The sequence below is a fragment of the Streptomyces sp. NPDC088725 genome (genome assembly GCF_044751305.1).
GTDB lineage: Bacteria > Actinomycetota > Actinomycetes > Streptomycetales > Streptomycetaceae > Streptomyces.
Window position 1 is genome coordinate 225,092 of the sequence record NZ_JBIVLO010000006.1, and the last position, 23,104, is coordinate 248,195.

The following is a 23,104-nucleotide window of genomic DNA, read 5'->3' on the forward strand; positions in this document are numbered from 1 at the left end:
ATACCTTATGGCTTCCGGATGGCTTCCGGCCGACCGAAGGAGGAGCAACCCGTGGCAGACCGCACACCCCCGCTCACCGTCGAGGAACTGCGCGCCCTGGTGGCGAGCGGCGAGATAGACACGGTCGTCCTCGCCTTCCCCGACATGCAGGGCAGGCTCCAGGGCAAGCGGTTCGCCGCGCCGTTCTTCCTGGACGACGTCCTGGAACACGGCACGGAGGGCTGCAACTACCTCCTCGCCGTCGACACCGAGATGAACACGGTCGACGGATACGAGATGTCGTCGTGGGAGCGCGGGTACGGCGACTTCGCCATGCGCCCCGACCTGGCCACGCTGCGCCGCCTCCCGTGGAACGAGGGCACGGCGTTCCTCGTCGCCGACCTCGCCTGGAACGACGGCTCACCCGTGGTCGCCGCGCCGCGCCAGATCCTGCGCCGCCAGCTGGAACGGCTGGCGGAACACGGCTTCACCGCGCACGTCGGCACGGAACTCGAATTCATCGTCTTCAAGGACACCTACGAGCAGGCCTGGGACGCCAACTACCGCTCCCTGACGCCCGCCAACCAGTACAACATCGACTACTCCGTCCTCGGCACAGGACGCATCGAGCCCCTGCTGCGCCGGATCCGCAACGAGATGGCCGCCGCGGGACTGACCGTCGAGTCCGCCAAGGGCGAGTGCAACCCCGGCCAGCACGAGATCGCCTTCAAGTACGACGAGGCGCTCCTCACCTGCGACCAGCACGCGGTCTACAAGACCGGCGCCAAGGAGATCGCGTCGCAGGAAGGCGTCTCGCTCACCTTCATGGCCAAGTACAACGAGCGCGAGGGCAACTCCTGCCACATCCACCTCTCGCTCCAGGACGCCGACGGCACCAACGTCATGGCGGGAGACGGCCCCGGCGGCATGTCGGACGTCATGCGGCACTTCCTGGCGGGACAACTCGCCGCGCTGCGCGACTTCACCCTCCTGTACGCGCCCAACATCAACTCCTACAAGCGCTTCCAGCCGGGATCCTTCGCACCCACCGCCGCCGCCTGGGGCTACGACAACCGCACCTGCTCGCTGCGTGTCGTCGGCCACGGCCGCTCCATGCGCTTCGAGAACCGGCTGCCCGGCGGCGACGTCAACCCGTACCTCGCCGTCGCCGGACTGGTCGCCGCCGGTCTCCACGGCATCGAGAACAAGCTGGAACTGCCCGAGGAATGCACGGGCAACGCCTACAACGGCGACTACGCGCACGTGCCCACCAGCCTGCGAGAAGCAGCCGGAATATGGGAGAACAGTCCTATCGCGCGTGCCGCCTTCGGCGACGAAGTCGTCGCGCACTACCGCAACATGGCGCGCGTCGAGGTGGAAGCCTTCGACGCCGCGGTGACCGACTGGGAGCTGCGCCGCTCCTTCGAACGCCTGTGAGGAACGACGTGCACGAGCACCACGCAGCGGAACACCACGTCCTCGACCCCGCGACCGGCGAGACCGTCGCCACGATCCCCGCGACCACGCGGGACGGGGTCGACGCGGCGGTCCGGCGGGCCGCCGCCGCGCAGCGCGGCTGGGCGGCCGCGGCCCCCGCGGACCGCGCCAGGCTGCTGCGCCGCTTCGCCGCCACCGTCGACGCGCACAACGAGGAGTTGGCGCGGCTGGAGGTCCGCGAAGCCGGCCACACCATCGGCAACGCCCGCTGGGAAGCGGGCAACTTCCGGGATCTGCTGGACTATTCGGCCGGCGGAGTGGAACGGCTCAGCGGCCGGCAGATCCCGGTCGCGGGCGGACTCGACATCACCCTCCTGGAACCGCTCGGTGTCGTCGGCGTCATCGCCCCGTGGAACTTCCCCATGCCCATCGCCGGCTGGGCCGCGGCCCCGGCACTCGCGGCGGGCAACGCGGTTCTCCTCAAGCCCGCCGAGACCACCCCGCTCACCGCGCTCCGGCTGGCCGAACTCGCCCTGGAGGCAGGGCTTCCCGAGCACCTGTTCCAGGTGCTGCCCGGCGCCGGCGCGGTCGCGGGCGACGCGCTGGTCGAGCACCCCGGCATCGCCAAGATCGTGTTCACCGGATCCACCCGCGTCGGCAAGCGGATCATGGCGAAGAGCGCCGCGCTCGTGAAGCGCGTGACGCTCGAACTCGGCGGCAAGAGCCCCAACATCGTCTTCGCCGACTCCGACCTCGAACAGGCCGCCGCCACAGCGCCGATGGCCTTCCTGGACAACGCGGGACAGGACTGCTGCGCGCGCAGCCGCATCCTCGTCCAGCGTGACGTCTACGACCGGTTCCTCGAACTCCTCACCCCCGCCGTCGAATCGGTGGTCGTCGGGGACCCGGCCGACGAGCGCACGCAGATGGGACCGCTGATCTCGGCGGTCCAGCTGGAGCGCGTACGGTCGTACGTCCCCGACGGCGCCAAGGGCATCAGGGGTACCGCGCCCGAAGGGCCCGGCTTCTGGTTCCCGCCGACCGTCCTCACCGACGCCGGCGTGGACTCCCCGGTCGCCACGGAAGAGGTCTTCGGGCCGGTCGCCGTCGTTCTCCCGTTCGAGGACGAGGAGGACGCCGTACAGCTCGCCAACGCCACCGAGTACGGCCTCGCCGGTTCCATCTGGACCCGTGACGTGGGCCGCGCCCTGCGCGTCTCGCGCGCCGTCGCCGCGGGCAACCTGTCCGTCAACTCCCACAGCGCGGTGCGCTACGGGACCCCGTTCGGCGGCTACAAGCAGTCCGGACTCGGCCGCGAACTGGGCCCGGACGCCCTCGCCGCCTTCACCGAAACCAAGAACGTCTTCATCAGCACGGAGGCCTGACCCCCCATGACCGAACCCACGACCGGCACCGTCTGCCGCCGCCTCGTCGGCCGTACCGCCGTCATCACCGGAGCCGGCAGCGGCATCGGCCTCGCCACCGCGCGGCGGCTGGCCTCCGAGGGCGCGCACGTCGTCTGCGGCGACATCGACGCGACCGCGGGCAAGGCCGCCGCCGACGAGGTCGGCGGTACGTTCGTCTCCGTCGACGTCACCGACGCCGACCAGGTCGAGGCGCTGTTCAAAACGGCGTTCGACACCTACGGCAGCGTCGACATCGCGTTCAACAACGCGGGCATCTCGCCGCCCGACGACGACTCGATCCTCACCACAGGACTCGACGCCTGGCGCCGGGTCCAGGAGGTCAACCTCACCTCCGTGTACCTGTGCTGCAAGGCCGCCATTCCCTACATGCAGCGCCAGGGACGGGGTTCCATCATCAACACCGCGTCGTTCGTGGCGCGGATGGGGGCGGCGACCTCGCAGATCTCGTACACCGCCTCCAAGGGCGGGGTGCTCGCCATGTCCCGTGAACTGGGTGTGCAGTTCGCCCGCGAGGGCATCCGTGTCAACGCGCTGTGCCCGGGGCCCGTCAACACCCCGCTGCTGCGCGAGCTGTTCGCGACGGACCCCGAGCGGGCCGCGCGCCGGCTGGTGCACATCCCGGTCGGCCGGTTCGCGGAGGCCGACGAGATCGCGGCGGCCGTCGCGTTCCTCGCGAGCGACGACTCCTCGTTCATCAACGCCACCGACTTCCTGGTGGACGGCGGCATTTCGGGGGCGTACGTCACCCCCGTATAAGCGCCCGCGGGCCTGAGAGGGCCGCTCGGGAATCAGAGAAAGGTACGGCCCTCGCCCCGGTACGTCGGGACGACGGCCGTCACCTTCTCGCCCTCGATCAGCACCAACTGGTCGAAGCGCTCGCACAGTTCACCGGCCTTCGCGTGCCGGAACCACACCTTGTCGCCGATCAGCAGATCGTCGGCGGCGGCCCCGAGCAGCGGGGTCTGCACCTCGCCGGGACCTTCCTGGGCGTCGTAGCGCAGGCCCTCGGGCAGATACGGCACGGGCAGCCGGTCCCCGCCCGCCGCGCCCGACGCCGGATAGCCGCCGCCGAGCACCGTCACCACACCGACGCCCGGCCTGCGCACCACCGGCTGCGCGAAGAGCGCGGCCGGACGGCCGCTGAACGAGGTGTAGTTGTCGAACAGCCGCGGCATGTACAGCCCCGACCCCGCGGCGATCTCCGTCACCGCGTCCTCCGCCGCGGTGTGCTGCACACTGCCCGTACCACCGCCGTTGACGAAGGCGAGATCGGGCGCGACGGACCGCACCGCGCCCACCACCGCGGCCCGCCGCTCCGCCAGCTCCTTGCGGGCCGCGGCCTGCATCAGCCGGATCGCGCGCGAGCGCAGCGGCCGCCCCGGCACGGCGTCCCCGACACCGGCCACATGGCCCTCGTACGCCATGAGACCGATCAGCCGGAAGCCAGGACGCCGGGCAACGGACCTGGCGAAATCGGCCAGTTGGGCGGGTTCGCGCAGCGGAGAGCGCAGCGCGCCGAACCGTGCCCGGCCACCCAGCAGCCGCAGGGACGTGTCCAGTTCCAGACAGACCCGGATCTCCTCACGGCCGCCGTCGCGCGCGGCGTCGATCAGCTCCAACTGCGCCGGGTCGTCGATCATGACGGTGACGGCGGCGGACAGTCCGGGATCGGCCGCCAGCTCCGCGAACCCGGCGCGGTCCGCCGACGGATACGCCAGCAGTACGTCGTCGAAACCGGAGCGCGCCAGCCACAGCGACTCGGCCAGCGTGAACGACATGATCCCCGCGAAGCCGTCCCGGGCGAGCACCCGTTCCAGCAGGTTCCGGCAGCGCACCGACTTGCTCGCCACCCGGACCGGCTTGCCGCCGGCCCGCCGCAGGATGTCCTCGGCGTTGGCGTCGAACGCGTCGAGATCGACCACGGCGAGCGGGGCGTCGAGAGCGGCGGTGGCACGGTCGTACCGGGCCCTGTCAGTGGCACGCGGAGTCATGGAGTGAGCCTGCCAGACCTGAATTCCACTCGGTAGGGGGACGATCGGGGCAGATCACCCCGGGCCCGCGCCTGTGTTCCCGCCGGGCCCGCGGGAGCCCGTAGAGTGACCGCACACGCGGCCGGGAACGGCACTGCCCCGGCGGGCGGCCGGGCCTGCGGTGAGCTGTGGACCGGACTGGCGGAACGGACAGCACAGGGGGGCGGATGAGTACGGAAGCGCGACGTGTGCCCGTACCGCCCTCGTCGGAGGACCCGCCGGACACGTCCGCCCCGGGCACGGTGCCCGGCGCGTCGCTTCCCCCGAAGCCGCTCACGGATCCGCCCGCCGATCCCCGTATACCGGTGCCGAGTCCCCGCGTTGCCTCTGAGCCGGCCCCCGGCGAGGCACCGGACCAGGCGTCCGACGAGCTCATGGACGAGCCCACCAGGCAGCTGCGGCTCCCGGAGATCCCGCAGGCAGCCCCCGTACCCGCGCCGCCCGTGCCGTCCGTACCTGCCCCGCCCGCGCCCGCCGCGCCGGCCCCCGTGGTGCCGCCCCGGCCCGCGCACCCGCCCAGGCCCCCGTTCGTGCCCGCGAGCCGAACGCCCGCCGACGCCGGGGTCCTCCCCCCGCTGCCCGGGCATCCGGCGCCTTTCCCCTCCTGGCCCGGCGCTCCCTCCGGGACAGCGGAGACCACGACCCGGCTGCGCCCCGTACCCGCCCGGCATCCCGGAAGGACCGCGCTCGCCGTGGCCTGCGTGGTCCTCGGGCTCGGGCTGATCGGCGGCGCGGCCACCGGGAGCTGGCTGACCGGCGACTCCGCCGCCGACAGCGCGGCCTCCGACGGCTTCACCACCGCACGCACCCTCTGGCACAGCGTGCCCGTCGACACCCTCTTCCCCCGCACCCTGAAGGGCGAAGGCGCGGGCCCCGGCGGCGCCGACCGCACCTGGACCCGGGTCGCCGTCGCGCCCGACAGCGGCTGCGCGGGCACCCTGGACACCCTGCTGCTCGACACACTGCGCCAGGCCGGCTGCGCGCGTGTGGTGCGGGCGACGTACGCGGACGCCACGTCCAGCAGCGTCACGACCGTCGGGCTCGTCTTCACCCAGGCCGACCCGGCCGCCATGAAGGCCCTGCGCACCCGCTTCCAGGACGAGAACCTGACCGGACGTGCCGACCTGATGCCCCGCACCTTCCCCGTGCCCGGCACGGTCGCCGCCGGGTTCGGCGACCGGCAGCGCGCCAGTTGGACGGTGCACGTCCTCGACCAGGAACCCGTCGTGGTCTACGCCGTCTCCGGCTTCGCCGACGCGCGCGCCGTCCCCGACCCGCAGCCCGCGGCGAAGGCGATGACCGGGGGCGCGACCACCGCGGCGGCGCAGGCGGGACTCGGCTTCGAGGCCGAGGGCGTGGCGGACCGGATCGAGCACGGACTGCGCGAAGAGATCAGCACGGACACGGTGACCTCCCCATGACGACCAGAACCCCGCTCACGTCACAGAGGCCCCCGGCACCGCACCCCCGGCACCGCCTGACGGCCGTCCTTCTCGCCGCCACCTCCTTCGCCCTGCTGTCCGCGCCGACCGCCCGCGCGGACTCCATCCGCGCCCAGCAGTGGGCCCTCGAAGCCATGCACACCGAACAGGCCTGGCGCACCACCGAGGGCGCCGGTGTCACCGTCGCCGTCCTCGACACCGGCGTCGACGGGACCCACCCCGACCTCGCGGGACAGGTCCTGCCGGGCAAGGACCTGATCGGCTTCGGCGCCACGAGCGGCGACCGGTCCTGGGCCAGGCACGGCACCGCGATGGCCGGCATCATCGCGGGCCACGGCCATGGTCCGGGCCGCTCCGAAGGCGTCCTCGGCATCGCGCCGAAGGCGAGGATCCTTCCCGTCCGGGTCATCCTCGAAGGCACCGACCCCGGCCGCGACAAGGCCCGCACCTCCAAGGGCGGCGCACTCGCCGAGGGCATCCGCTGGGCCGCCGACCACGGCGCCGACGTCATCAACCTCTCCCTCGGCGACGACAGCGCGTCCGCCCACCCGGAGCCCGGCGAGGACGACGCCGTCCAGTACGCGCTCGCCAAGGGCGCCGTCGTCGTGGCCTCCGCCGGGAACGGAGGCGAGAAGGGCGACCACATCTCCTACCCCGCCGCCTATCCCGGCGTGATCGCGGTGACCGCCGTCGACCGGTACGGCGCACGCGCCTCGTTCTCCACGCGCCGCTGGTACGCCACCGTCAGCGCCCCGGGCGACGACGTCGTCATAGCGGACCCGGACCGCCACTACTACGAGGGCTGGGGCACCAGCGCGGCGGCGGCCTTCGTCTCGGGCGCCGTCGCACTCGTACGCTCCGCCCACCCCGGTCTCACCCCCGCGCAGATCAAGAAGGTGCTCGCGGACACGGCACGCGAAGCGCCGGCGGGCGGACGCGACGACGCCAAGGGGTACGGCCTCGTCGACCCCGCCGCCGCGATCGCGGCCGGCGGGAAGGCCGGACGTACGGACCTGAAGGGCGCGTCGGCGGGCTACCGGGAGAAGTACTTCGGCAGCGGCCCCGACGCCCCGCGCGAGGAGTCGGAACCGGCCGGCTGGCTGGCGCCGGTCGTGGGCGGCCTCGGCGCGGTGCTGCTCGCGGGCGCCGTGGTGCTGTGGCGCGGTGGCGTCAGGCGCTGGAACTCGGTGCGCTGACCGCGGACAGGGCGTGGCGGCCGGAGCTCCACCCCACGACCGCCGGGCCCCCGAGCAGGGCCTACCCTCGATCCGTGGCGCTCAAGAACATCCCGGACTCAGGCTTCTCCGACGACGACGGCACCGCCGACCCGGCCCTGACGGCGGCCCTCGCCGCCTGGGCCGCGGACCGGACGGCCGAAGGGCAGGTGCTCGCGGCGCTCAGGGGCGCCCGGCTGCTGGTCCCCGTGGTCGCCGTCCTCGGTGAGAGTGAGACGGACGAGAACGGCCTGCGCCGCGAGAAGACCAGCGACATGGCCGTACCCACCCTGACGGCCGGGGACCGCAGGGCGCTGCCCGCGTTCACGTCGCTCGCCGCGCTGGCCCGCTGGGACCCCGAGGCGCGCCCGGTCGCCGTACCGCTGCACCAGGCGCTCCAGGCAGCGGCGCACGAGCGGGCGGACACGCTGGTCCTCGATCTTGCGGGCCCTGTCCCGTACCAGCTCACCGGCGCCGCCCTGGTCGCCGCCGCCGAGGGCCGCGCCAGTACGCGTCCACTGGACGACCCCGCGGTCACCGGGGCCGTGCGGTCCGCCGTCGCGGCCGAGCCCGCGGTGCTCCGGGCCCATCTCGGCCCCGGCAGCGCCGACGGCACGCTCGCGCTCGTGCTCGCCGCGGACGCGTCCCCGGCGGAGGCGGCCCGCAGGGTCGCCGCGTCGCTGGCGGCCGACGGCGTACTGAGGGCCCGCCTGGTGCGCGGACTCGACCTGGCGATCCTGCCGGCCGGGGCCACGCCGCCGGGCGAGCCCCTTTTCGTAAGGTCCCGCGCGACCGAACAGTGACGCCACGCGGCGGAACAGGGAGCGCGGGACCGGTGGTGCGCGGCGGTCAGCCGTAGACCGGGCCCGTGTACTTCTCGCCGGGCCCCTGACCGGTCTCGTCCGGTACGAGCGAGGCCTCGCGGAAGGCCAGCTGGAGGGACTTCAGGCCGTCGCGCAGCGGAGCCGCGTGGAACGAGCTGATCTCCGTCGTGCTGGCGTCCAGCAGTCCGGCCAGCGCGTGGACGAGCTTGCGGGCCTCGTCCAGGTCCTTGTGGTCGTCGCCGTCATCGGTCAGGCCGAGCTTCACGGCGGCCGCGCTCATCAGGTTCACCGCGACCGTGACGATGACCTCGACGGCGGGTACTTCCGCGATGTCGCGGGCCATGGCGTCGAAGTCGGGGGACTGCTGTTCGGGCAGCTGCACGTCGGGGGCTTGCTCGGGGGAGGTCGCGTCGCTCATGCTCACACGATATGCCCCGGGTCCGCGGGGCCCCCGCGCCCGCTGCCGGTTAGCCACCCCGGGAGGTTGGTGCTAACCTGGAGTGACGACCGGCCGGACGCATAGGTGTTCGGCCCACAAGTGGAGGCTCCGATCTCCCACCTGACTGCCCTCGCGGGCGGCGGGTCACCGGTCAGGCGGTCCCCATCGTTCCGTACGGACGATGGAGCTGCCCGAAGCGCGCCCCGCGGTTGACGCGGCGGTGCTCCGGTATTCCAGGAGCTGCCGCCTGTGTCCCGTCCGGGGCATTTTTCATTAATCCCCGCGGTTGGTCTGAGAAACAGACGTTACGCGGCTGTCTGCCAGACAGTCGTGTGGTGCTACCGAGGAGGATCCATCAGCGCTGAGCCCCGCATTAACGACCGGATTCGTGTTCCCGAGGTCCGACTCGTCGGTCCCAGTGGCGAGCAGGTCGGCATCGTGCCGCTTGCGAAGGCCCTGGAGCTGGCGCAGGAGTACGACCTGGACCTGGTCGAGGTCGCGGCGACCGCACGTCCGCCCGTGTGCAAGCTCATGGACTACGGGAAGTTCAAGTACGAGTCGGCCATGAAGGCCCGTGAGGCGCGCAAGAACCAGGCGCACACGGTCATCAAGGAGATGAAGCTCCGGCCGAAGATCGACCCGCACGACTATGACACCAAGAAGGGTCACGTCGTCCGGTTCCTGAAGCAGGGCGACAAGGTCAAGATCACGATCATGTTCCGCGGTCGTGAGCAGTCCAGGCCGGAACTCGGCTTCCGACTGCTCCAGCGGCTCGCTTCGGACGTCGAGGAGCTCGGGTTCATCGAGTCGAACCCGAAGCAGGACGGCCGAAACATGATCATGGTGCTCGGCCCGCACAAGAAGAAGACCGAGGCCATGGCCGAGGCTCGCGAGGCACAGGCAGCCCGCAAGGCGGAGCGCCAGGGCTACGCGACCGACGACGCGGCCGAGGCGGACGAGAACCAGCAGGCAGCGGCTGACGCCGACGCCTCCGCCGAGGCTCCGGCCGAGGCATCTTCCGACGCGTGATCCGAGAGGGCGTCATCCAGGCGCCCTCGGTTCAGGTCCGGAACCACACATCAGAGATCTGACGCTTCCGCGCGCCGGTTCGCCGGTCGGCGGGGAGCGTCACTGACGAGGAGAGAACGGCGCCATGCCGAAGAACAAGACGCACAGCGGTGCCAGCAAGCGCTTCAAGATCACTGGCTCCGGCAAGGTCATGCGCGAGCGGGCCGGCAAGCGCCACCTGCTTGAGCACAAGTCGTCGCGCGTGACGCGTCGCCTCACCGGCACCGCCGAGATGGCCCCGGGCGACTCCGCGAAGATCAAGAAGCTTCTCGGCAAGTGAGGTCGCGGCCCCCGGTAACCGGGGGCGCGGCTTCAAGACCGGGACCCATCCACTTCCGGGCCGTGTGAGTCCAACCACGGCCCCGCTACAAGGAGTTAACACGTGGCACGCGTCAAGCGGGCAGTCAACGCCCACAAGAAGCGCCGGGCAATCCTCGAGGCGGCCAGCGGTTACCGCGGCCAGCGCTCGCGCCTGTACCGGAAGGCGAAGGAGCAGGTCACCCACTCCCTCGTTTACAACTACAACGACCGCAAGAAGCGCAAGGGCGACTTCCGTCAGCTGTGGATCCAGCGCATCAACGCCGCTGCCCGCGCCAACGGCATCACCTACAACCGCTTCATCCAGGGTCTGAAGGCCGCCAACATCGAGGTGGACCGCAAGATCCTCGCGGAGCTGGCCGTCAACGACGCCAACGCGTTCGCCGTGCTCGTCGAGGTCGCCCAGAAGGCGCTTCCGAGCGACGTCAACGCCCCCAAGGCCGCTGCCTGAGACCTCGCGGTCTCGCGCGCACCCGCCGCATCACCGGACCCGCAGGCCTCGTGCCTGCGGGTCCGGCGTGTTTCACCCGGCCCCCGCGCCCGCCGCGGGCCCCGGTCCCCGCCCGCACGACGTACGCCCGTACGAGAAGTGAGAGAGCCGCCGCCCATGGGCACCCCCGAGCTGATCTCCCCGCGATCCCCGCGCGTCACGGCCGCGCGGCGGCTCGCCAAGCGTGCCTTCCGCTCCAAGGAGCACCGGTTCCTCGCCGAGGGCCCGCAGGCCGTGCGGGAAGCGGTCGCGCACCGCGGTGAGGACGGGCAGCCGGCCCTCGTCGAGCTGTTCACCACACCGGAGGCCGCCGAGCGCTACGCGGACCTCCTCGACGCGGCCAGGGAGGCCGGAGCCCGGGTGCTGTACGCGCCGGACGACGTCGTCGCCGACCTGTCCGACACCGTCACCCCGCAGGGGCTGCTCGGCGTCTGCCGCTTCCTGGACGCGCCGTTCGAGGACGTCCTGAAGGCCGGGCCCCGGCTCGTCGCCGTCCTGTCCAACGTCCGTGACCCCGGCAACGCCGGTACGGTGCTGCGCTGCGCGGACGCCGCGGGCGCCGATGCCGTGATCCTCACCGACGCCTCCGTCGACCTCTACAACCCCAAGGCGGTCCGGGCGTCGGTCGGTTCGCTCTTCCATCTGCCGGTCGCCGTGGGCGTCCCCGTGGAACAGGCCGTCCAGGGGCTGCGGGACACGGGCGTGCGGATCCTCGCCGCCGACGGAGCGGGTGACAGCGACCTGGACGACGAGCTGGACGCGGGCACCATGAGCGGCCCCACCGCCTGGATCTTCGGCAACGAGGCCTGGGGCCTGCCCGAGGAGACCCGCGCGCTCGCGGACGCGGTCGTACGCGTCCCGATCCACGGGAAGGCCGAGAGCCTGAACCTCGCGACGGCCGCAGCCGTCTGCCTCTACGCCTCCGCACGCGCGCAGCGGGTCCGCCCCTAGGATCTGAGGCCCCAGCCCGTCCATCAGTGCTGAGGGGGTCCGCTCGATCACGTTCAGCTAGTAAGGTGACGGCTTCGAGGGCCCACTGAGCCGGGTGAAAGAGGTGGGATGCGGGGATGACTGTCGGTGCGAGCAGGCCCGCCGGGGTCCAGGAACCTTTCACGGATGCCTCCGAGCCCCCCGGCCGTACCGGCGCCTGTGACACAGGCGGCTTCGCGACGGCCGGCTTCGACCCCGACGACCTCCCCGACGGGCTGGTCGTCACCGACGAGACCGGCCGCGTGACCTGTTTCAACGCCGCCGCCGCCCGGATCACCGCCGTGTCGCCCGCCGACGCGCTGGGCCGTCAGCTGGAGCGCGCGCTGCCGCTGACCGACCTCGAAGGCCGCCGCTGGTGGGCGCTGACCGATCCGTACGGCGGGCTCGCCACCCGCAGCGGCCAGCCCGAGCGCAACCTGCTGCTGCCGGGGGGCCGCGAGGTGCTGGTCTCCGCGCGCTACGTACGCCCGTATCCGCAGGGGCCCGTGCGCAAGCTGGTGATCTGCGTACGCGGCACCGAGGCGCGGCGCCGCACCGAACGCAGCCACGCGGAGCTGATCGCCACCGTCGCCCACGAGCTGCGCTCCCCGCTGACGTCCGTGAAGGGGTTCACGGCGACGCTGCTCGCCAAGTGGGAGCGGTTCACGGACGACCAGAAGCGGCTGATGCTGGAGACCGTCGACGCCGACGCCAACCGCGTCACGCGGCTGATCGCGGAACTGCTGGACATCTCCCGGATCGACTCGGGCAGACTGGAGGTGCGCCGCCAGCCGGTCGACATCGGCGCGGCCGTCGGACGGCACGTCCAGTCGCACACCGCGGCGGGGCAGGACCCCGACCGGTTCCTCGTCCGGATACAGCAGCCGCTGCCCGACCTGTGGGCCGACCCCGACAAGATCGACCAGATCCTCGGCAACCTGCTGGAAAACGCGGTGCGCCACGGAGAGGGAACTGTCACCATCGAGGTGGCGGCGGCGCTGCTCAAGCACGCCGACAACACAGCGAGAGGGACGGCAGTCACCGTGTGCGACGAAGGCCCCGGCATCCCCGAGGAGTCGATGGGCCGTGTCTTCACCCGCTTCTGGCGGGGGAGCAAGCGCGGCGGGACCGGTCTCGGTCTGTACATCGTCAAGGGCATCGTCGAGGCGCACGGCGGGACGATCACCGTCGGCCGCGGACCCGGCGGCGGTGCCGAATTCCGATTTATCCTGCCCGTCGGCGCTCCGGCCTATCTGACCTGAGCGGCCCGCGGGCTTCTTCACCTTCGTACGGCCTTTAGACTCGACCTTTGGCACCTTCGCGCCCTCTGTGATCGAGCAAAATCGAGCAGGGTCGTTTCGCCAGCCAATCGGAAGTACGGGAAGAGATGTCGGCACCCAACAAGTCGTACGACCCGGTCGAGGTCGACGCACTCAAACCGGAAGAGATCGAGCGCATGCGGGACGAGGCGCTCGCCGCCTTCGCCGCCGCCGGTGACCTCGACGCGCTCGCTCACGCGAAGACCGCGCACACCTCGGGCACCTCGCCGCTCGCTCTCGCGAACCGGGAGATCGGCGCGCTGCCCCCGCAGGCCAAGGCCGAGGCGGGCAAGCGCGTGGGGCAGGCGCGCGGCGCCGTCAGCAAGGCCCTCGCCGCCCGCCAGACGGAGCTGGAGGCCGAGCGCGACGCCCGGGTCCTGGTCGAGGAGGCGGTGGACGTCACCCTGCCCTACGACCGCACCCCGGCCGGCGCCCGGCACCCGCTGACCAGCTTCATGGAGCGGGTCGCCGACGTCTTCGTCGGGATGGGCTACGAGGTCGCCGAGGGCCCGGAGGTCGAGGCGGAGTGGTTCAACTTCGACGCGCTCAACTTCCTGCCCGACCACCCCGCGCGGCAGATGCAGGACACCTTCTTCGTCCAGGGCCCGAAGGGGACCGGCGGCGACGAGTCCGGTGTCGTCCTGCGCACCCACACCTCGCCGGTGCAGGCGCGCACGCTGCTCGACCGTGAGCCGCCCGTGTACGTCGTCTGCCCCGGGCGGGTCTACCGCACCGACGAGCTGGACGCCACGCACACCCCGGTCTTCCACCAGATCGAGCTGCTCGCCGTGGACGAGGGCCTGACCATGGCCGACCTCAAGGGCACCCTCGACCACATGGTCCAGGCGCTCTTCGGCCCGGAGATGAAGACCCGGCTGCGGCCGAACTACTTCCCCTTCACCGAGCCGTCCGCCGAGATGGACATGGTCTGCTACGTCTGCCGCGGCGCGTCCGTCGGCAACCCGGACCGGCCCTGCCGCACCTGCGGCAGCGAAGGCTGGATCGAGCTGGGCGGCTGCGGCATGGTCAACCCCAAGGTGCTCGTCGCCTGCGGTGTGGACCCCGAGAAGTACAGCGGATTCGCCTTCGGGTTCGGCATCGAGCGGATGCTGATGTTCCGCCACAACGTGGAAGACATGCGAGACATGGTTGAGGCTGACGTCCGGTTCACCCGGCCGTTCGGGATGGAGATCTGATGCGCGTCCCGCTTTCCTGGCTGCGGGAGTACGTCGACCTGCCGGCGACGGAAACCGGCCGTGACGTCCAGGCCAGGCTCGTCTCGGCCGGTCTCGAGGTCGAGACCGTCGAACAGCTCGGCGCCGGGCTCAAGGGCCCGCTCGTCGTCGGCAAGGTGCTCACCATCGAGGAGCTGGAGGGCTTCAAGAAGCCCATCCGCTTCTGCACCGTCGACGTCGGCACCGCCAACGGCACCGGCGAACCGCAGGAGATCGTCTGCGGCGCCCGGAACTTCGCCGTGGGCGACAAGGTCGTCGTGGTCCTGCCCGGAGCAGTGCTCCCGGGCGACTTCGCGATCGCCGCGCGCAAGACGTACGGCAAGACCTCGCACGGCATGATCTGCTCCGGCGAGGAGCTGGGCATGGGCGACGACGGCACGCACGGCATCATCGTGCTGCCGCCCGAGCACGAAGCCGGCACCGACGCCATCGAACTGCTCGAACTCGTCGACGAGGTCCTGGACATCGCGGTCACCCCCGACCGCGGCTACTGCCTCTCCCTGCGCGGAGTCGCCCGCGAGACCGCCATCGCGTACGGCCTGCCGCTGCGCGACCCGGCGCTCATCGACGTCCCCGCGCCCAACTCCTTCGGCTACGAGGTGAACGTCGCGGACCCGATGGGCTGCGACCGCTTCACCGCCCGTACGGTCACCGGCCTCGACCCCGAGGCCCGGTCCCCGATCTGGCTCACGCGCCGGCTCCAGAAGGCCGGCATGCGGCCGGTCTCGCTCGCCGTCGACATCACCAACTACGTGATGCTGGAGCTGGGTCAGCCGCTGCACGCGTACGACCGCTCCCGGCTCCAGGGACCCATCGGGGTCCGCCGCGCGGCGCCCGGCGAGAAGATCACCACGCTCGACGGCGCGAAGCGGGTCCTGGACGCCCAGGACCTGGTCATCACCGACGACCGGGGCCCCATCGGCCTCGCGGGCGTGATGGGCGGCGCCGACACGGAGATCGCCGACACGCGGACCGACGCCGAGACGGGCGAGGTCCTGGGCACCACCGACGTCGTCATCGAGGCCGCGCACTTCGAACCGCTCTCGATCGCCCGCACGGCCCGCCGCCACAAGCTGTCCTCCGAGGCGTCCAGGCGCTTCGAGCGCGGCGCCGACCCCGAGGCCACCACCGCGGCGGCGCAGCGGACCGTCGACCTGCTGGTCCTGCTGGCGGGCGGCTCCGCGGAAGCCGGCGTCACCGAGGTCGTCACGCCGTCCGCACCGCACACCATCACCATGCCCGCCGACCACCCCGACCGGGTCGCGGGCGTCGCGTACGGCAGGGAGACCGTCGTACGGCGGCTCCAGGAGATCGGCTGCGACGTGTACGGGCAGGACGAACTGGTCGTCACCGTCCCGTCCTGGCGCCCCGACCTCGGCGCGCCCAACGACCTCGCCGAGGAGATCATCCGCCTGGAGGGGTACGAGAACCTTCCCTCCACGCTGCCCACCCCGCCGTCGGGCCGCGGCCTCACCGAGCGGCAGCGGCTGCACCGCCGCGTCGGCCGCGCGCTGGCCGGCGCCGGCTACGTCGAGGCCCTGAACTACCCGTTCACGGGTGACGCGGTGCTCGACCAGCTGGGCCTGCCCGCCGACGACGACCGCCGCCGCACGGTGAAGCTGGTCAACCCGCTCTCCGACGAGGAGCCCGCGCTGCGCACCACGCTGCTGCCCGGACTGCTCGGAGCGCTGCGCCGCAACGACGGCAGGGGCGCGCACGACCTGGCGCTCTTCGAGACCGGTTCGGTGTTCCTGCCGACCGGCGAGGAGACCGTACCCGTACGGCTTCCCGTCGACCGGCGGCCGACCGAGGCGGAGATCGCGGCGCTCGACGCCACGCTGCCGCGCCAGCCGCGCCGCGCCGCGGTCGTACTGGCCGGGGCGCGCGAGCAGGCCGGCTGGTGGGGCAAGGGCCGCCCGGCCGACTGGGCCGACGCCATCGAGGCGGCCCGTACCGTCGCGCGGGAGGCGGGCGTCGAGCCGGTCGTCCGCGCCGCCCGGTACGAGCCCTGGCACCCGGGGCGCTGCGCCGCGCTGTTCGCCGTGGTGGACGGCAGCGAGACGCTGATCGGTCACGCGGGCGAGCTGCACCCGCGCGTCGTCAAGTCGCTCGGGGTGCCGGAGCGCACCTGCGCCATGGAGGTCGACCTCGACCTGCTGGAGCGTGCGGGCGAGGGCGCGCTGCGCGCGCCGCGCATCTCCACCTTCCCGGTCGCCACCCAGGACGTGGCGCTGGTCGTCCCCAAGGACGTACCGGCCGCCGACGTGGAGCGCGCGCTGCACGAGGGCGCCGGTGAACTGCTGGAGTTCATCCGGCTGTTCGACGTCTTCACCGGCGAGCAGACCGGCGCGGACCACAAGTCGCTGGCGTACGCCCTGCGCTTCCGGGCGCCGGACCGCACACTGACCGTCGACGAGGCCACGGCCGCGCGCGACGCGGCGGTCGCCCGCGCCGCCGAGCTGACCGGGGCGGTCCTGCGCGGCGCGTAGTCACCGTGCGGCGGCCGGCCCGGCTGCTCGAACGCGTGTCGCCTGTTGAGGGGCGTGTCCGGATCTCCGGACACGCCCCTCACTCGTTCGGATGACAAGTGCGGTCGGGGCGCGCGAACGGTTCCGGGTGATCGACACAATCGATCCGATCCGGCCACGACGGCCTGTTTCATCGTCCAGCGGCCACCCGGCCGAAGGGGGCGGCCCATGATCCGCAGGTGCACAGAGGACGCCGTGTTCTGCCGGCGCGTGGTCGACTGTGTGGTTCCGGTTCTCTGTCTCTCGCTGGTGGTCGTCTGGGAGCTGACCTGCCCGCTGGCCGTCATGGACAGCCTGCTGCAGCGCCTCGCGACCTGTGTGGCCTTCCTCCTGGCCGCGGCCTGGCTGCTGGCCGGCGTACGGCGCGGTTCCGTGCGCGAGCTGCGGCAGGTGCGCGCGGTCGCGCGCGCAGCGCAGGACGTGCTGCTGCGGCCGCTGCCGCCGAGGATCGACGGACTCGCCCTCGCCGCACGGCAGTTGTCCGTGGCGCGCGGCGCCGAGGTCGGCGGCGACCTGTACGAGGTGGTTGCCACGCCGCACGGGGTCCGCATCGTCATAGGAGACGTCAAGGGCCACGGTCTCGGCGCGATCGGGGCGGTGGCCGCCGTACTCGGAAGCTTCCGTGAGGCCGCGTACGACGAGGCGGAACTCGCCGGCGTGCTGCGCCGCCTGGACCGCGCGCACCAGCGCCATCTGGCGAGCCTCGGGACGCCGTGTCCGCCGGCCGAGGAGTTCGTCACCGTCCTGCTGCTGGAGATCGGCGCCGATGACGCCATCGCGGCCCTCAACTGCGGGCACCCGTGGCCCTACCGGCTCGGCGGCGGCGCGCGGCCGCTAGCCGAGGGAGCGCCGCTGCCGCCCATGGGCGCCGTTCCGCTGCCCGCCGAACTCGCGCCCCGGCGGTGCGGGACGCTGCTGCCGGGCGAGGCGCTGTTCCTGCACACGGACGGGGCGACGGACGCCCGGGACGGCTCGGGACACTTCTTCGGTCTCGTGGACGTACTGGCGGCGGCCGCCGCGGACGCTCCGGTCTCGCCCGCGGCCGTCGTGCGCCGGGTGCACGGCGCGCTGCTGCGGCACACCCGGGGACGGGTCACCGACGACGTGGCGCTGCTCGTGCTGCGCAACGACCGCTCGCGGGTGCCCGCGCAGTCCGCCGGCCCGGACGCGGGCCGCGACCGCCAGGGCCCTTCCCGCCGCGAGGCCGTGTGAGAGTCACCCCGGGATTTTCGCGGCGCCCTCCCGGAAACGGCCCGGGCCCGTCCGCACGCCGGACGGGCCCGAGGACCTGCTGTCAGGAGTACGTCAGGAGTACGTGTAGAAGCCCGAGTCCGTCTTGCGGCCGAGCCGTCCGGCGTCCACCATCCGCTGGAGCAGCGGGGGAGCGGCGTACAGCGGCTCCTTGAACTCCGCGTACATCGAGTCGGCCACCGACGCGACCGTGTCCAGACCGATCAGGTCGGAGAGCTTCAGCGGCCCCATCGGGTGGGCGCAGCCCAGCTCCATGCCGCTGTCGATGTCCTCGCGGCTCGCGAAGCCCGACTCGAACATCCGGATCGCGGAGAGCAGATACGGGATCAGCAGCGCGTTCACCACGAAGCCCGACCGGTCCTGGGCGCGGATCGCGTGCTTGCCGAGCGTCCCTTCCACCACGGCCTCGGCGCGCTTGATGGTCTCCTCGGACGTCGTCAGCGCGGGGATCAGCTCCACGAGCTTCTGCACGGGCGCCGGGTTGAAGAAGTGAATCCCGATCACCTGGTCGGGACGCGAGGTCGCGACCGCGAGACGCACCAGCGGGATCGAGGAGGTGTTGGAGGCCAGGATCGCGTCGGGACGCGTCACGACCTGGTCGAGCACCTGGAAGATCTCCGTCTTGACCTGCTCGTTCTCCACGACCGCCTCGATGACGAGGTCGCGGTCCGCGAACTCCCCGAGATCGGTGGTGTAGCTGAGCCGGCCCAGCGCCTCGTCGCGCTCCTGCTCGGTGATCTTGCCGCGCTCCGCCGCCTTCGTGAGCGAGTTGAGCAGACGGCTCCGGCCGATCTCCAGGGCCTCGCCGGTGGTCTCGGCGACCCTCACCTCAAGGCCGCTGCGGGCGGCGACTTCCGCGATGCCTGCGCCCATCTGGCCGCAGCCCACCACTCCGACGCGGGCGATGTCGGTCAGGGTGTCGGTCACATCGTGCCTTTCGCTGGTCCGTGTCCGGTCCGTGTCCGGTCCGTACTCCTGCGCGGGTCGCCGGCGGAATCTCCCGTGCTCGCCACGGCCCGACGTTACCCGCCGGGGTCCACGGCGGACGGCCCGGGGCAGGGCATGCTCGGCCGGACCGGGTTCACCAGGCGAGGGACGGCGCATGCGGCAGATCGGCAGACGAGGATTCATGGCGGCGATGGCGGCGGCCGGGGCGGCGGTCCCCCTGGCGGCTGCTGCTCTCCCGGTGGCCGCGGACCCGCTCACCGCCGCCGGCGCCACGGCTGCCCGCCGTCGCCGCGCGCCCACCGCGGAGCTGCGCGGAATGTGGCTCGCGACCATCGCCAACCGCGACTGGCCCTCACAACCGGGGCTCACGGCCGCCGTACAGCGCACCGAGCTGCTGACACACCTGGACACCGCCGCCGCCCGCCGGCTCAACGCCGTGATCCTCCAGGTCAGACCGTCCGCGGACGCCCTCTGGCCGTCCCCGTACGAACCCTGGGCGACCTGCCTCACCGGCACCCAGGGCAAGGACCCGGGCTGGGATCCGCTGGGCACCGCGGTGAAAGAGGCCCACGCCCGCGGCCTGGAACTGCACGCCTGGTTCAACCCGTACCGCGTCGCCGAACACACCGACCCCGGACGGCTGTCCGCCGCGCACCCGGCCCGGGTCCACCCGGACTGGATCCTGCCGTACGGCGGGAAGCTCTACTACAACCCCGGTCTGCCCGAGGTGAGGAGCTTCGTCCAGGACGCGATGCTGGACGCCGTACGCCGTTACGACATCGACGCCGTGCACTGGGACGACTACTTCTACCCGTATCCCGTCGCCGGACAGACCTTCCAGGACGACGCGGCATACCGGCGGTACGGCGGCGACTTCCCCGACAGGGCCGCCTGGCGGCGCGACAACACCGACCAACTGGTGCGCGGGACAGCGGCCGAGATCAAGAAGATCAAGCCCGGCCTCCGTTTCGGGATCAGCCCCTTCGGCGTGTGGCGCAACGCCACCACCGACCCGCTCGGCTCCGACACCAGGGCCGGCGTCCAGACCTACGACGATCTGCACGCCGACACCCGCGCCTGGGTCAGGAACGGCTGGGTCGATTACATCGTCCCGCAGCTTTACTGGAGCATCGGCTTCGCCGGGGCCGATTACGCGAAGCTGGTGCGCTGGTGGGACGGCGTCGTACGGGACACCGGCGTCGCGCTCTACGTCGGCGAGGCCCTGTACAAGGCCGGCGATCCCGCCCAGGTCGAGCCCTGGCAGGACCCGGCGGAACTCTCCCGGCATCTCGCTCTCGCCAAGGGCTTCGCCGGGGTGCGCGGCCACTGTTTCTTCTCCGGCAGGGAAGTCGGCAGCGACCCGATCGGCGCGATGAGCAGGCTGGTGGCCGACCACTATCGCTGAGCGCGGGCGGGAAGCCGTGGGGCGCCCCGGGCGGACCCCGGATTTACACTCGCCGCGACCTCTTGACCAGCCGGGCTCCGGGCCCCACGATCACCGCCATGAGTGTTCGGGTCACTTTGGTCGCCGCCGCGCGGAACTCCGAGCCCTACGACGTGCGCTTCGGCGACGACCGCCCCCTCGACCGGGCCGGCTGGCACGAGACGCAGCTCGCCTCGCACAGCCTGGTCCCGCTGGCGGCCGCGGAACTCCGCTACTGCTCGCCGACTCTCCGCAGCCACGCCACCGGCGACGCGCTCGGCTTCGCACCGATGGCCCAGCCGGCGCTGCGCGACTGCGACATGGGCCGCTGGCGCGGCCTCACCCTCGCCGAAGCCGCGTTACGCGAACCGGCCGCCGTGGAGGCCTGGCTCGCGGATCCGCGCGCGGCGCCGCACGGCGGCGAACCGCTGGTCGCGTTCATCACCCGCGTGGGGGGCTGGCTGGACACCCGGCCCACCGAGGACATCGCCGCGATCGTCGCGGTCACGGAACCGGCCGTCGTACGGGCCGCGCTGGTCTACGCGCTCCAGGCGTCGCCGCGTACGTACTGGTACGTGGACGTCCAGCCGCTCTCCACGCTCACCCTGACAGGCAGTCCGGGCCGCTGGACCCTCACACTCGGCGCGAGGCCCTGAAGCGGCCCCGGCGCGGGGGACGGCCGGCGACGATCAGTCGGATTCCGGCTCCGGCTCCGCGTCCCAGTCCCAGTCCGGCTCCGTGTCCCAGTGCGGATCCGGCTCCTGCTCCGTGGCCGTGGACGGCGCCGGGGACGGAGCCGGGGACGGGGCCTGGGATGGGGCCGGGCCCGGATCCGGCGCGGCGCCGAGCGTTTCCAGGATCTGCTCGCCGTACTTGGCCAGCTTGTTCTCGCCGACCCCGGTCACCGTGCCCAGCTCCGTCAGGCTCGACGGGGACAGGGTGGCGATCTCGCGCAGAGTCGCGTCGTGGAAGATCACGTACGCGGGAACGCCCTGCTCCTTCGCCGTCGCCGCCCGCCACGCGCGCAGGGTCTCGAACACCGGCTGCGCCTGCGCGGGCAGCTCGACCGGCGCGGACCGCTGCTTGGCGGTCTTCTCCGCCTTGGCGGGCCTGGCCGCCTTCTCCGGCTCGCGCCGCAGCACGACCGGCCGCCGGCCGCCCAGCACCTCCGTGCTCTTGTCCGTCAGGACCAGCGTCCCGTAGTCGCCCTCGACGGCGATCAGCCCCTGGGCCAGCAACTGGCGCGCCACTGAGCGCCACTCCGACTCGCGCAGCTCCGTACCGATGCCGAAGACGCTCAGCGCGTCGTGGTCGAACTGGATCACCTTGGCGGTCTTCTTGCCGAGCAGGATGTCGGTGATCTGGCCGGCCCCGAACTTCTGGTTGCGCTCGCGCTTGAGCCTGACCACCGTCGACAGCAGCTTCTGCGCGGGGACCGTGCCGTCCCACGACTCCGGGGGCGTCAGGCACGTGTCGCAGTTGCCGCACGCGGTGCTCTTCTGGCCGAAGTACGCGAGAAGCCGGACCCGGCGGCACTCGACCGTCTCGCACAGCGCGAGCATGGCGTCGACATGAGCGCCGAGCCGCCGCCGGTGCGCGTCGTCGCCCTCCGAGGTGTCGATCATCTTCCGCTGCTGGACGACGTCCTGGAGCCCGTACGCCAGCCACGCGGTGGACGGCAGCCCGTCGCGTCCGGCGCGCCCCGTCTCCTGGTAGTAGCCCTCGACGGACTTCGGCAGATCGAGATGCGCGACGAACCGTACGTCCGGCTTGTCGATGCCCATGCCGAACGCGATCGTCGCGACCATGACCAGGCCGTCCTCCCGGAGGAAGCGCGCCTGGTTCTCCGCTCGCGTACGGGCGTCGAGCCCCGCGTGGTACGGCAGCGCGGCGATCCCGTTCTTCACCAGGAACTCGGCGGTCTTGTCCACCGAGGCGCGGGACAGGCAGTACACGATCCCCGCGTCCCCGGGGTGCTCGGCGCGCAGCAGACCGAGCAGCTGCTTCCTCGGTTCGTTCTTCGGCGCGATGCGGTACTGGATGTTGGGCCGGTCGAAGCTCGCCACGAAGTGCCGCGCGTCCTGGAGCTTCAGCCGGGACGCGATCTCCGCGTGGGTCGCCTCGGTGGCGGTCGCGGTCAGCGCGATACGCGGCACATCGGGCCAGCGTTCGTGCAGCGCGGAGAGCGCGAGGTAGTCGGGCCGGAAATCGTGGCCCCACGAGGCGACGCAGTGTGCCTCGTCGATGGCGAAGAGCGAGATCGTGCCGCGGTCGAGCAGCCGTGCCGTGGCCTCCACACGCAGCCGCTCCGGTGCCAGGTAGAGCAGATCCAGCTCCCCGGCGAGGAATTCGGCCTCCACGAGCCGGCGCTCCTCGAAATCCTGCGTGGAGTTCAGGAATCCGGCCCGGACCCCGAGCGCCCTGAGGGCGTCGACCTGGTCCTGCATGAGGGCGATGAGCGGAGAGATGACCACGCCGACCCCGCCGCGCACCAGCGCCGGGATCTGGTAGCAGAGGGATTTTCCGCCGCCGGTCGGCATGAGGACCAGCGCGTCACCGCCGCCGGTCACATGCTCGATGATCTCCTGCTGGCTCCCCCGGAAGGAGTCGTAGCCGAAGACGCGGTGCAGCACCCGCAGGGCTTCACCGGCCCCGTGGCCTGCCTCTTCGGCCCCGGGCCCCGCTTCCTCGGTCTCGTGCCCTGTCTCTTCGGCGATTTCGGGAGCGCTCATCCGCCGATTCTACGTGCGCGGCACGACAGCG

Annotated in this window: 20 protein-coding genes; 16 read left to right on the forward strand and 4 right to left on the reverse strand. The window is 72.2% G+C overall.

What is annotated here, in order from left to right; genetic code table 11:
* Positions 1-51 precede the first annotated feature (51 nt).
* Genes ACIP6N_RS17335 through ACIP6N_RS17345 form a run of 3 tightly spaced genes read left to right on the forward strand, consistent with a single transcriptional unit; the run spans position 52 to position 3,599 of the window.
* Entirely contained in the window at positions 52-1,416 is a 1,365-nt protein-coding gene (locus tag ACIP6N_RS17335; RefSeq protein WP_401816519.1) for a glutamine synthetase family protein, read from the forward strand.
* Positions 1,417-1,424: 8 nt separating this feature from the next.
* Positions 1,425-2,801 carry an aldehyde dehydrogenase family protein gene (locus ACIP6N_RS17340; RefSeq protein WP_401816521.1) on the forward strand — a complete coding sequence of 459 codons (1,377 nt, stop codon included), beginning with the start codon at positions 1,425-1,427 and terminating at the stop codon, positions 2,799-2,801.
* A gap of 6 nt (positions 2,802-2,807) precedes the next feature.
* Positions 2,808-3,599 (forward strand): 3-oxoacyl-ACP reductase, encoded by a 792-nt coding sequence (locus ACIP6N_RS17345; RefSeq protein ID WP_401816523.1) that lies wholly within the window; start codon positions 2,808-2,810, stop codon positions 3,597-3,599.
* 32 nt (positions 3,600-3,631) lie between these two features.
* Here ACIP6N_RS17345 and ACIP6N_RS17350 read toward each other — a convergent pair whose 3' ends face one another.
* Positions 3,632-4,834 carry an amino acid deaminase/aldolase gene (locus tag ACIP6N_RS17350; protein ID WP_401816524.1) on the reverse strand — a complete coding sequence of 401 codons (1,203 nt, stop codon included), beginning with the start codon at positions 4,832-4,834 and terminating at the stop codon, positions 3,632-3,634.
* Between the two features lie 413 nt (positions 4,835-5,247).
* Between ACIP6N_RS17350 and ACIP6N_RS17355 the strand changes: the two genes are divergently transcribed.
* The 3 genes from ACIP6N_RS17355 to ACIP6N_RS17365 all read left to right on the forward strand — a co-directional run bounded on the left by ACIP6N_RS17355 (position 5,248) and on the right by ACIP6N_RS17365 (position 8,332).
* Positions 5,248-6,294: a hypothetical protein gene (locus tag ACIP6N_RS17355; RefSeq protein ID WP_401816525.1), complete on the forward strand. Its 1,047-nt coding sequence runs from the start codon at positions 5,248-5,250 to the stop codon at positions 6,292-6,294.
* Positions 6,291-7,511, forward strand: a complete 1,221-nt coding sequence (gene mycP, locus ACIP6N_RS17360; RefSeq protein WP_401816526.1) for a type VII secretion-associated serine protease mycosin — start codon at positions 6,291-6,293, stop codon at positions 7,509-7,511. The genes ACIP6N_RS17355 and mycP overlap by 4 nt, the downstream gene beginning before the upstream one ends.
* 74 nt (positions 7,512-7,585) lie before the next feature.
* Positions 7,586-8,332, forward strand: a complete 747-nt coding sequence (locus ACIP6N_RS17365; protein ID WP_401816528.1) for an SseB family protein — start codon at positions 7,586-7,588, stop codon at positions 8,330-8,332.
* 46 nt (positions 8,333-8,378) lie between these two features.
* On the opposite strand, the gene ACIP6N_RS17370 is transcribed toward ACIP6N_RS17365, so the two are convergent.
* Positions 8,379-8,771 (reverse strand): DUF1844 domain-containing protein, encoded by a 393-nt coding sequence (locus ACIP6N_RS17370; protein WP_401816530.1) that lies wholly within the window; start codon positions 8,769-8,771, stop codon positions 8,379-8,381.
* A 351-nt stretch (positions 8,772-9,122) separates the two neighbouring features.
* On the opposite strand from ACIP6N_RS17370, the gene infC reads away from it, so the two are divergent.
* From infC to ACIP6N_RS17410, 8 genes are all read left to right on the forward strand, one after another.
* A complete protein-coding gene (gene infC / locus ACIP6N_RS17375; protein ID WP_401816531.1) occupies positions 9,123-9,821 on the forward strand; it encodes a translation initiation factor IF-3 in 699 nt (232 codons plus the stop codon).
* Between the two features lie 124 nt (positions 9,822-9,945).
* Entirely contained in the window at positions 9,946-10,140 is a 195-nt protein-coding gene (rpmI, locus tag ACIP6N_RS17380; protein ID WP_401816532.1) for a 50S ribosomal protein L35, read from the forward strand.
* A gap of 102 nt (positions 10,141-10,242) precedes the next feature.
* The gene (rplT, locus tag ACIP6N_RS17385; protein ID WP_401816533.1) at positions 10,243-10,629 is read left to right on the forward strand and encodes a 50S ribosomal protein L20; all 387 of its coding nucleotides are present in this window, start codon (positions 10,243-10,245) and stop codon (positions 10,627-10,629) included.
* Between the two features lie 156 nt (positions 10,630-10,785).
* Entirely contained in the window at positions 10,786-11,619 is an 834-nt protein-coding gene (locus ACIP6N_RS17390; protein ID WP_401816535.1) for a TrmH family RNA methyltransferase, read from the forward strand.
* Positions 11,620-11,735: 116 nt separating this feature from the next.
* Positions 11,736-12,899: an ATP-binding protein gene (locus ACIP6N_RS17395; RefSeq protein WP_401816536.1), complete on the forward strand. Its 1,164-nt coding sequence runs from the start codon at positions 11,736-11,738 to the stop codon at positions 12,897-12,899.
* Positions 12,900-13,024: 125 nt separating this feature from the next.
* Positions 13,025-14,152, forward strand: a complete 1,128-nt coding sequence (gene pheS, locus ACIP6N_RS17400; protein WP_401816537.1) for a phenylalanine--tRNA ligase subunit alpha — start codon at positions 13,025-13,027, stop codon at positions 14,150-14,152.
* Entirely contained in the window at positions 14,152-16,680 is a 2,529-nt protein-coding gene (pheT, locus tag ACIP6N_RS17405) for a phenylalanine--tRNA ligase subunit beta (protein WP_401816538.1), read from the forward strand. Before pheS ends, pheT begins: the two co-directional genes overlap by 1 nt.
* Positions 16,681-16,887: 207 nt before the next feature.
* Complete coding sequence (locus ACIP6N_RS17410; RefSeq protein WP_401816539.1) at positions 16,888-17,931, forward strand: PP2C family protein-serine/threonine phosphatase; 1,044 nt, start codon at positions 16,888-16,890, stop codon at positions 17,929-17,931.
* Positions 17,932-18,024: 93 nt separating this feature from the next.
* On the opposite strand, the gene ACIP6N_RS17415 is transcribed toward ACIP6N_RS17410, so the two are convergent.
* Entirely contained in the window at positions 18,025-18,885 is an 861-nt protein-coding gene (locus tag ACIP6N_RS17415; protein ID WP_401816880.1) for a 3-hydroxybutyryl-CoA dehydrogenase, read from the reverse strand.
* A 187-nt stretch (positions 18,886-19,072) separates the two neighbouring features.
* On the opposite strand from ACIP6N_RS17415, the gene ACIP6N_RS17420 reads away from it, so the two are divergent.
* Together ACIP6N_RS17420 and ACIP6N_RS17425 are read left to right on the forward strand one after the other, a co-directional pair.
* Positions 19,073-20,323, forward strand: a complete 1,251-nt coding sequence (locus ACIP6N_RS17420) for a glycoside hydrolase family 10 protein (RefSeq protein ID WP_401816540.1) — start codon at positions 19,073-19,075, stop codon at positions 20,321-20,323.
* A gap of 98 nt (positions 20,324-20,421) precedes the next feature.
* Positions 20,422-20,997, forward strand: coding sequence for a histidine phosphatase family protein (locus ACIP6N_RS17425; protein ID WP_401816542.1), 576 nt, complete (start codon positions 20,422-20,424; stop codon positions 20,995-20,997).
* A gap of 33 nt (positions 20,998-21,030) precedes the next feature.
* Here ACIP6N_RS17425 and recQ read toward each other — a convergent pair whose 3' ends face one another.
* A complete protein-coding gene (gene recQ, locus ACIP6N_RS17430; protein WP_401816543.1) occupies positions 21,031-23,073 on the reverse strand; it encodes a DNA helicase RecQ in 2,043 nt (680 codons plus the stop codon).
* Positions 23,074-23,104 lie beyond the last annotated feature (31 nt).

What these genes read in the sequence shown, in the direction of transcription:
- ACIP6N_RS17345 (WP_401816523.1), top strand. Translation starts at nt 2,808, where the DNA reads ATGACCGAACCCACGACCGGCACCGTCTGCCGCCGCCTCGTCGGCCGT.
- ACIP6N_RS17350 (WP_401816524.1), bottom strand. Translation starts at nt 4,834, where the DNA reads ATGACTCCGCGTGCCACTGACAGGGCCCGGTACGACCGTGCCACCGCC.
- ACIP6N_RS17355 (WP_401816525.1), top strand. Translation starts at nt 5,248, where the DNA reads ATGGACGAGCCCACCAGGCAGCTGCGGCTCCCGGAGATCCCGCAGGCA.
- mycP (WP_401816526.1), top strand. Translation starts at nt 6,291, where the DNA reads ATGACGACCAGAACCCCGCTCACGTCACAGAGGCCCCCGGCACCGCAC.
- ACIP6N_RS17370 (WP_401816530.1), bottom strand. Translation starts at nt 8,771, where the DNA reads ATGAGCGACGCGACCTCCCCCGAGCAAGCCCCCGACGTGCAGCTGCCC.
- rpmI (WP_401816532.1), top strand. Translation starts at nt 9,946, where the DNA reads ATGCCGAAGAACAAGACGCACAGCGGTGCCAGCAAGCGCTTCAAGATC.
- ACIP6N_RS17390 (WP_401816535.1), top strand. Translation starts at nt 10,786, where the DNA reads ATGGGCACCCCCGAGCTGATCTCCCCGCGATCCCCGCGCGTCACGGCC.
- ACIP6N_RS17395 (WP_401816536.1), top strand. Translation starts at nt 11,736, where the DNA reads ATGACTGTCGGTGCGAGCAGGCCCGCCGGGGTCCAGGAACCTTTCACG.
- pheS (WP_401816537.1), top strand. Translation starts at nt 13,025, where the DNA reads ATGTCGGCACCCAACAAGTCGTACGACCCGGTCGAGGTCGACGCACTC.
- pheT (WP_401816538.1), top strand. Translation starts at nt 14,152, where the DNA reads ATGCGCGTCCCGCTTTCCTGGCTGCGGGAGTACGTCGACCTGCCGGCG.
- ACIP6N_RS17410 (WP_401816539.1), top strand. Translation starts at nt 16,888, where the DNA reads ATGATCCGCAGGTGCACAGAGGACGCCGTGTTCTGCCGGCGCGTGGTC.
- ACIP6N_RS17420 (WP_401816540.1), top strand. Translation starts at nt 19,073, where the DNA reads ATGCGGCAGATCGGCAGACGAGGATTCATGGCGGCGATGGCGGCGGCC.
- ACIP6N_RS17425 (WP_401816542.1), top strand. Translation starts at nt 20,422, where the DNA reads ATGAGTGTTCGGGTCACTTTGGTCGCCGCCGCGCGGAACTCCGAGCCC.
- recQ (WP_401816543.1), bottom strand. Translation starts at nt 23,073, where the DNA reads ATGAGCGCTCCCGAAATCGCCGAAGAGACAGGGCACGAGACCGAGGAA.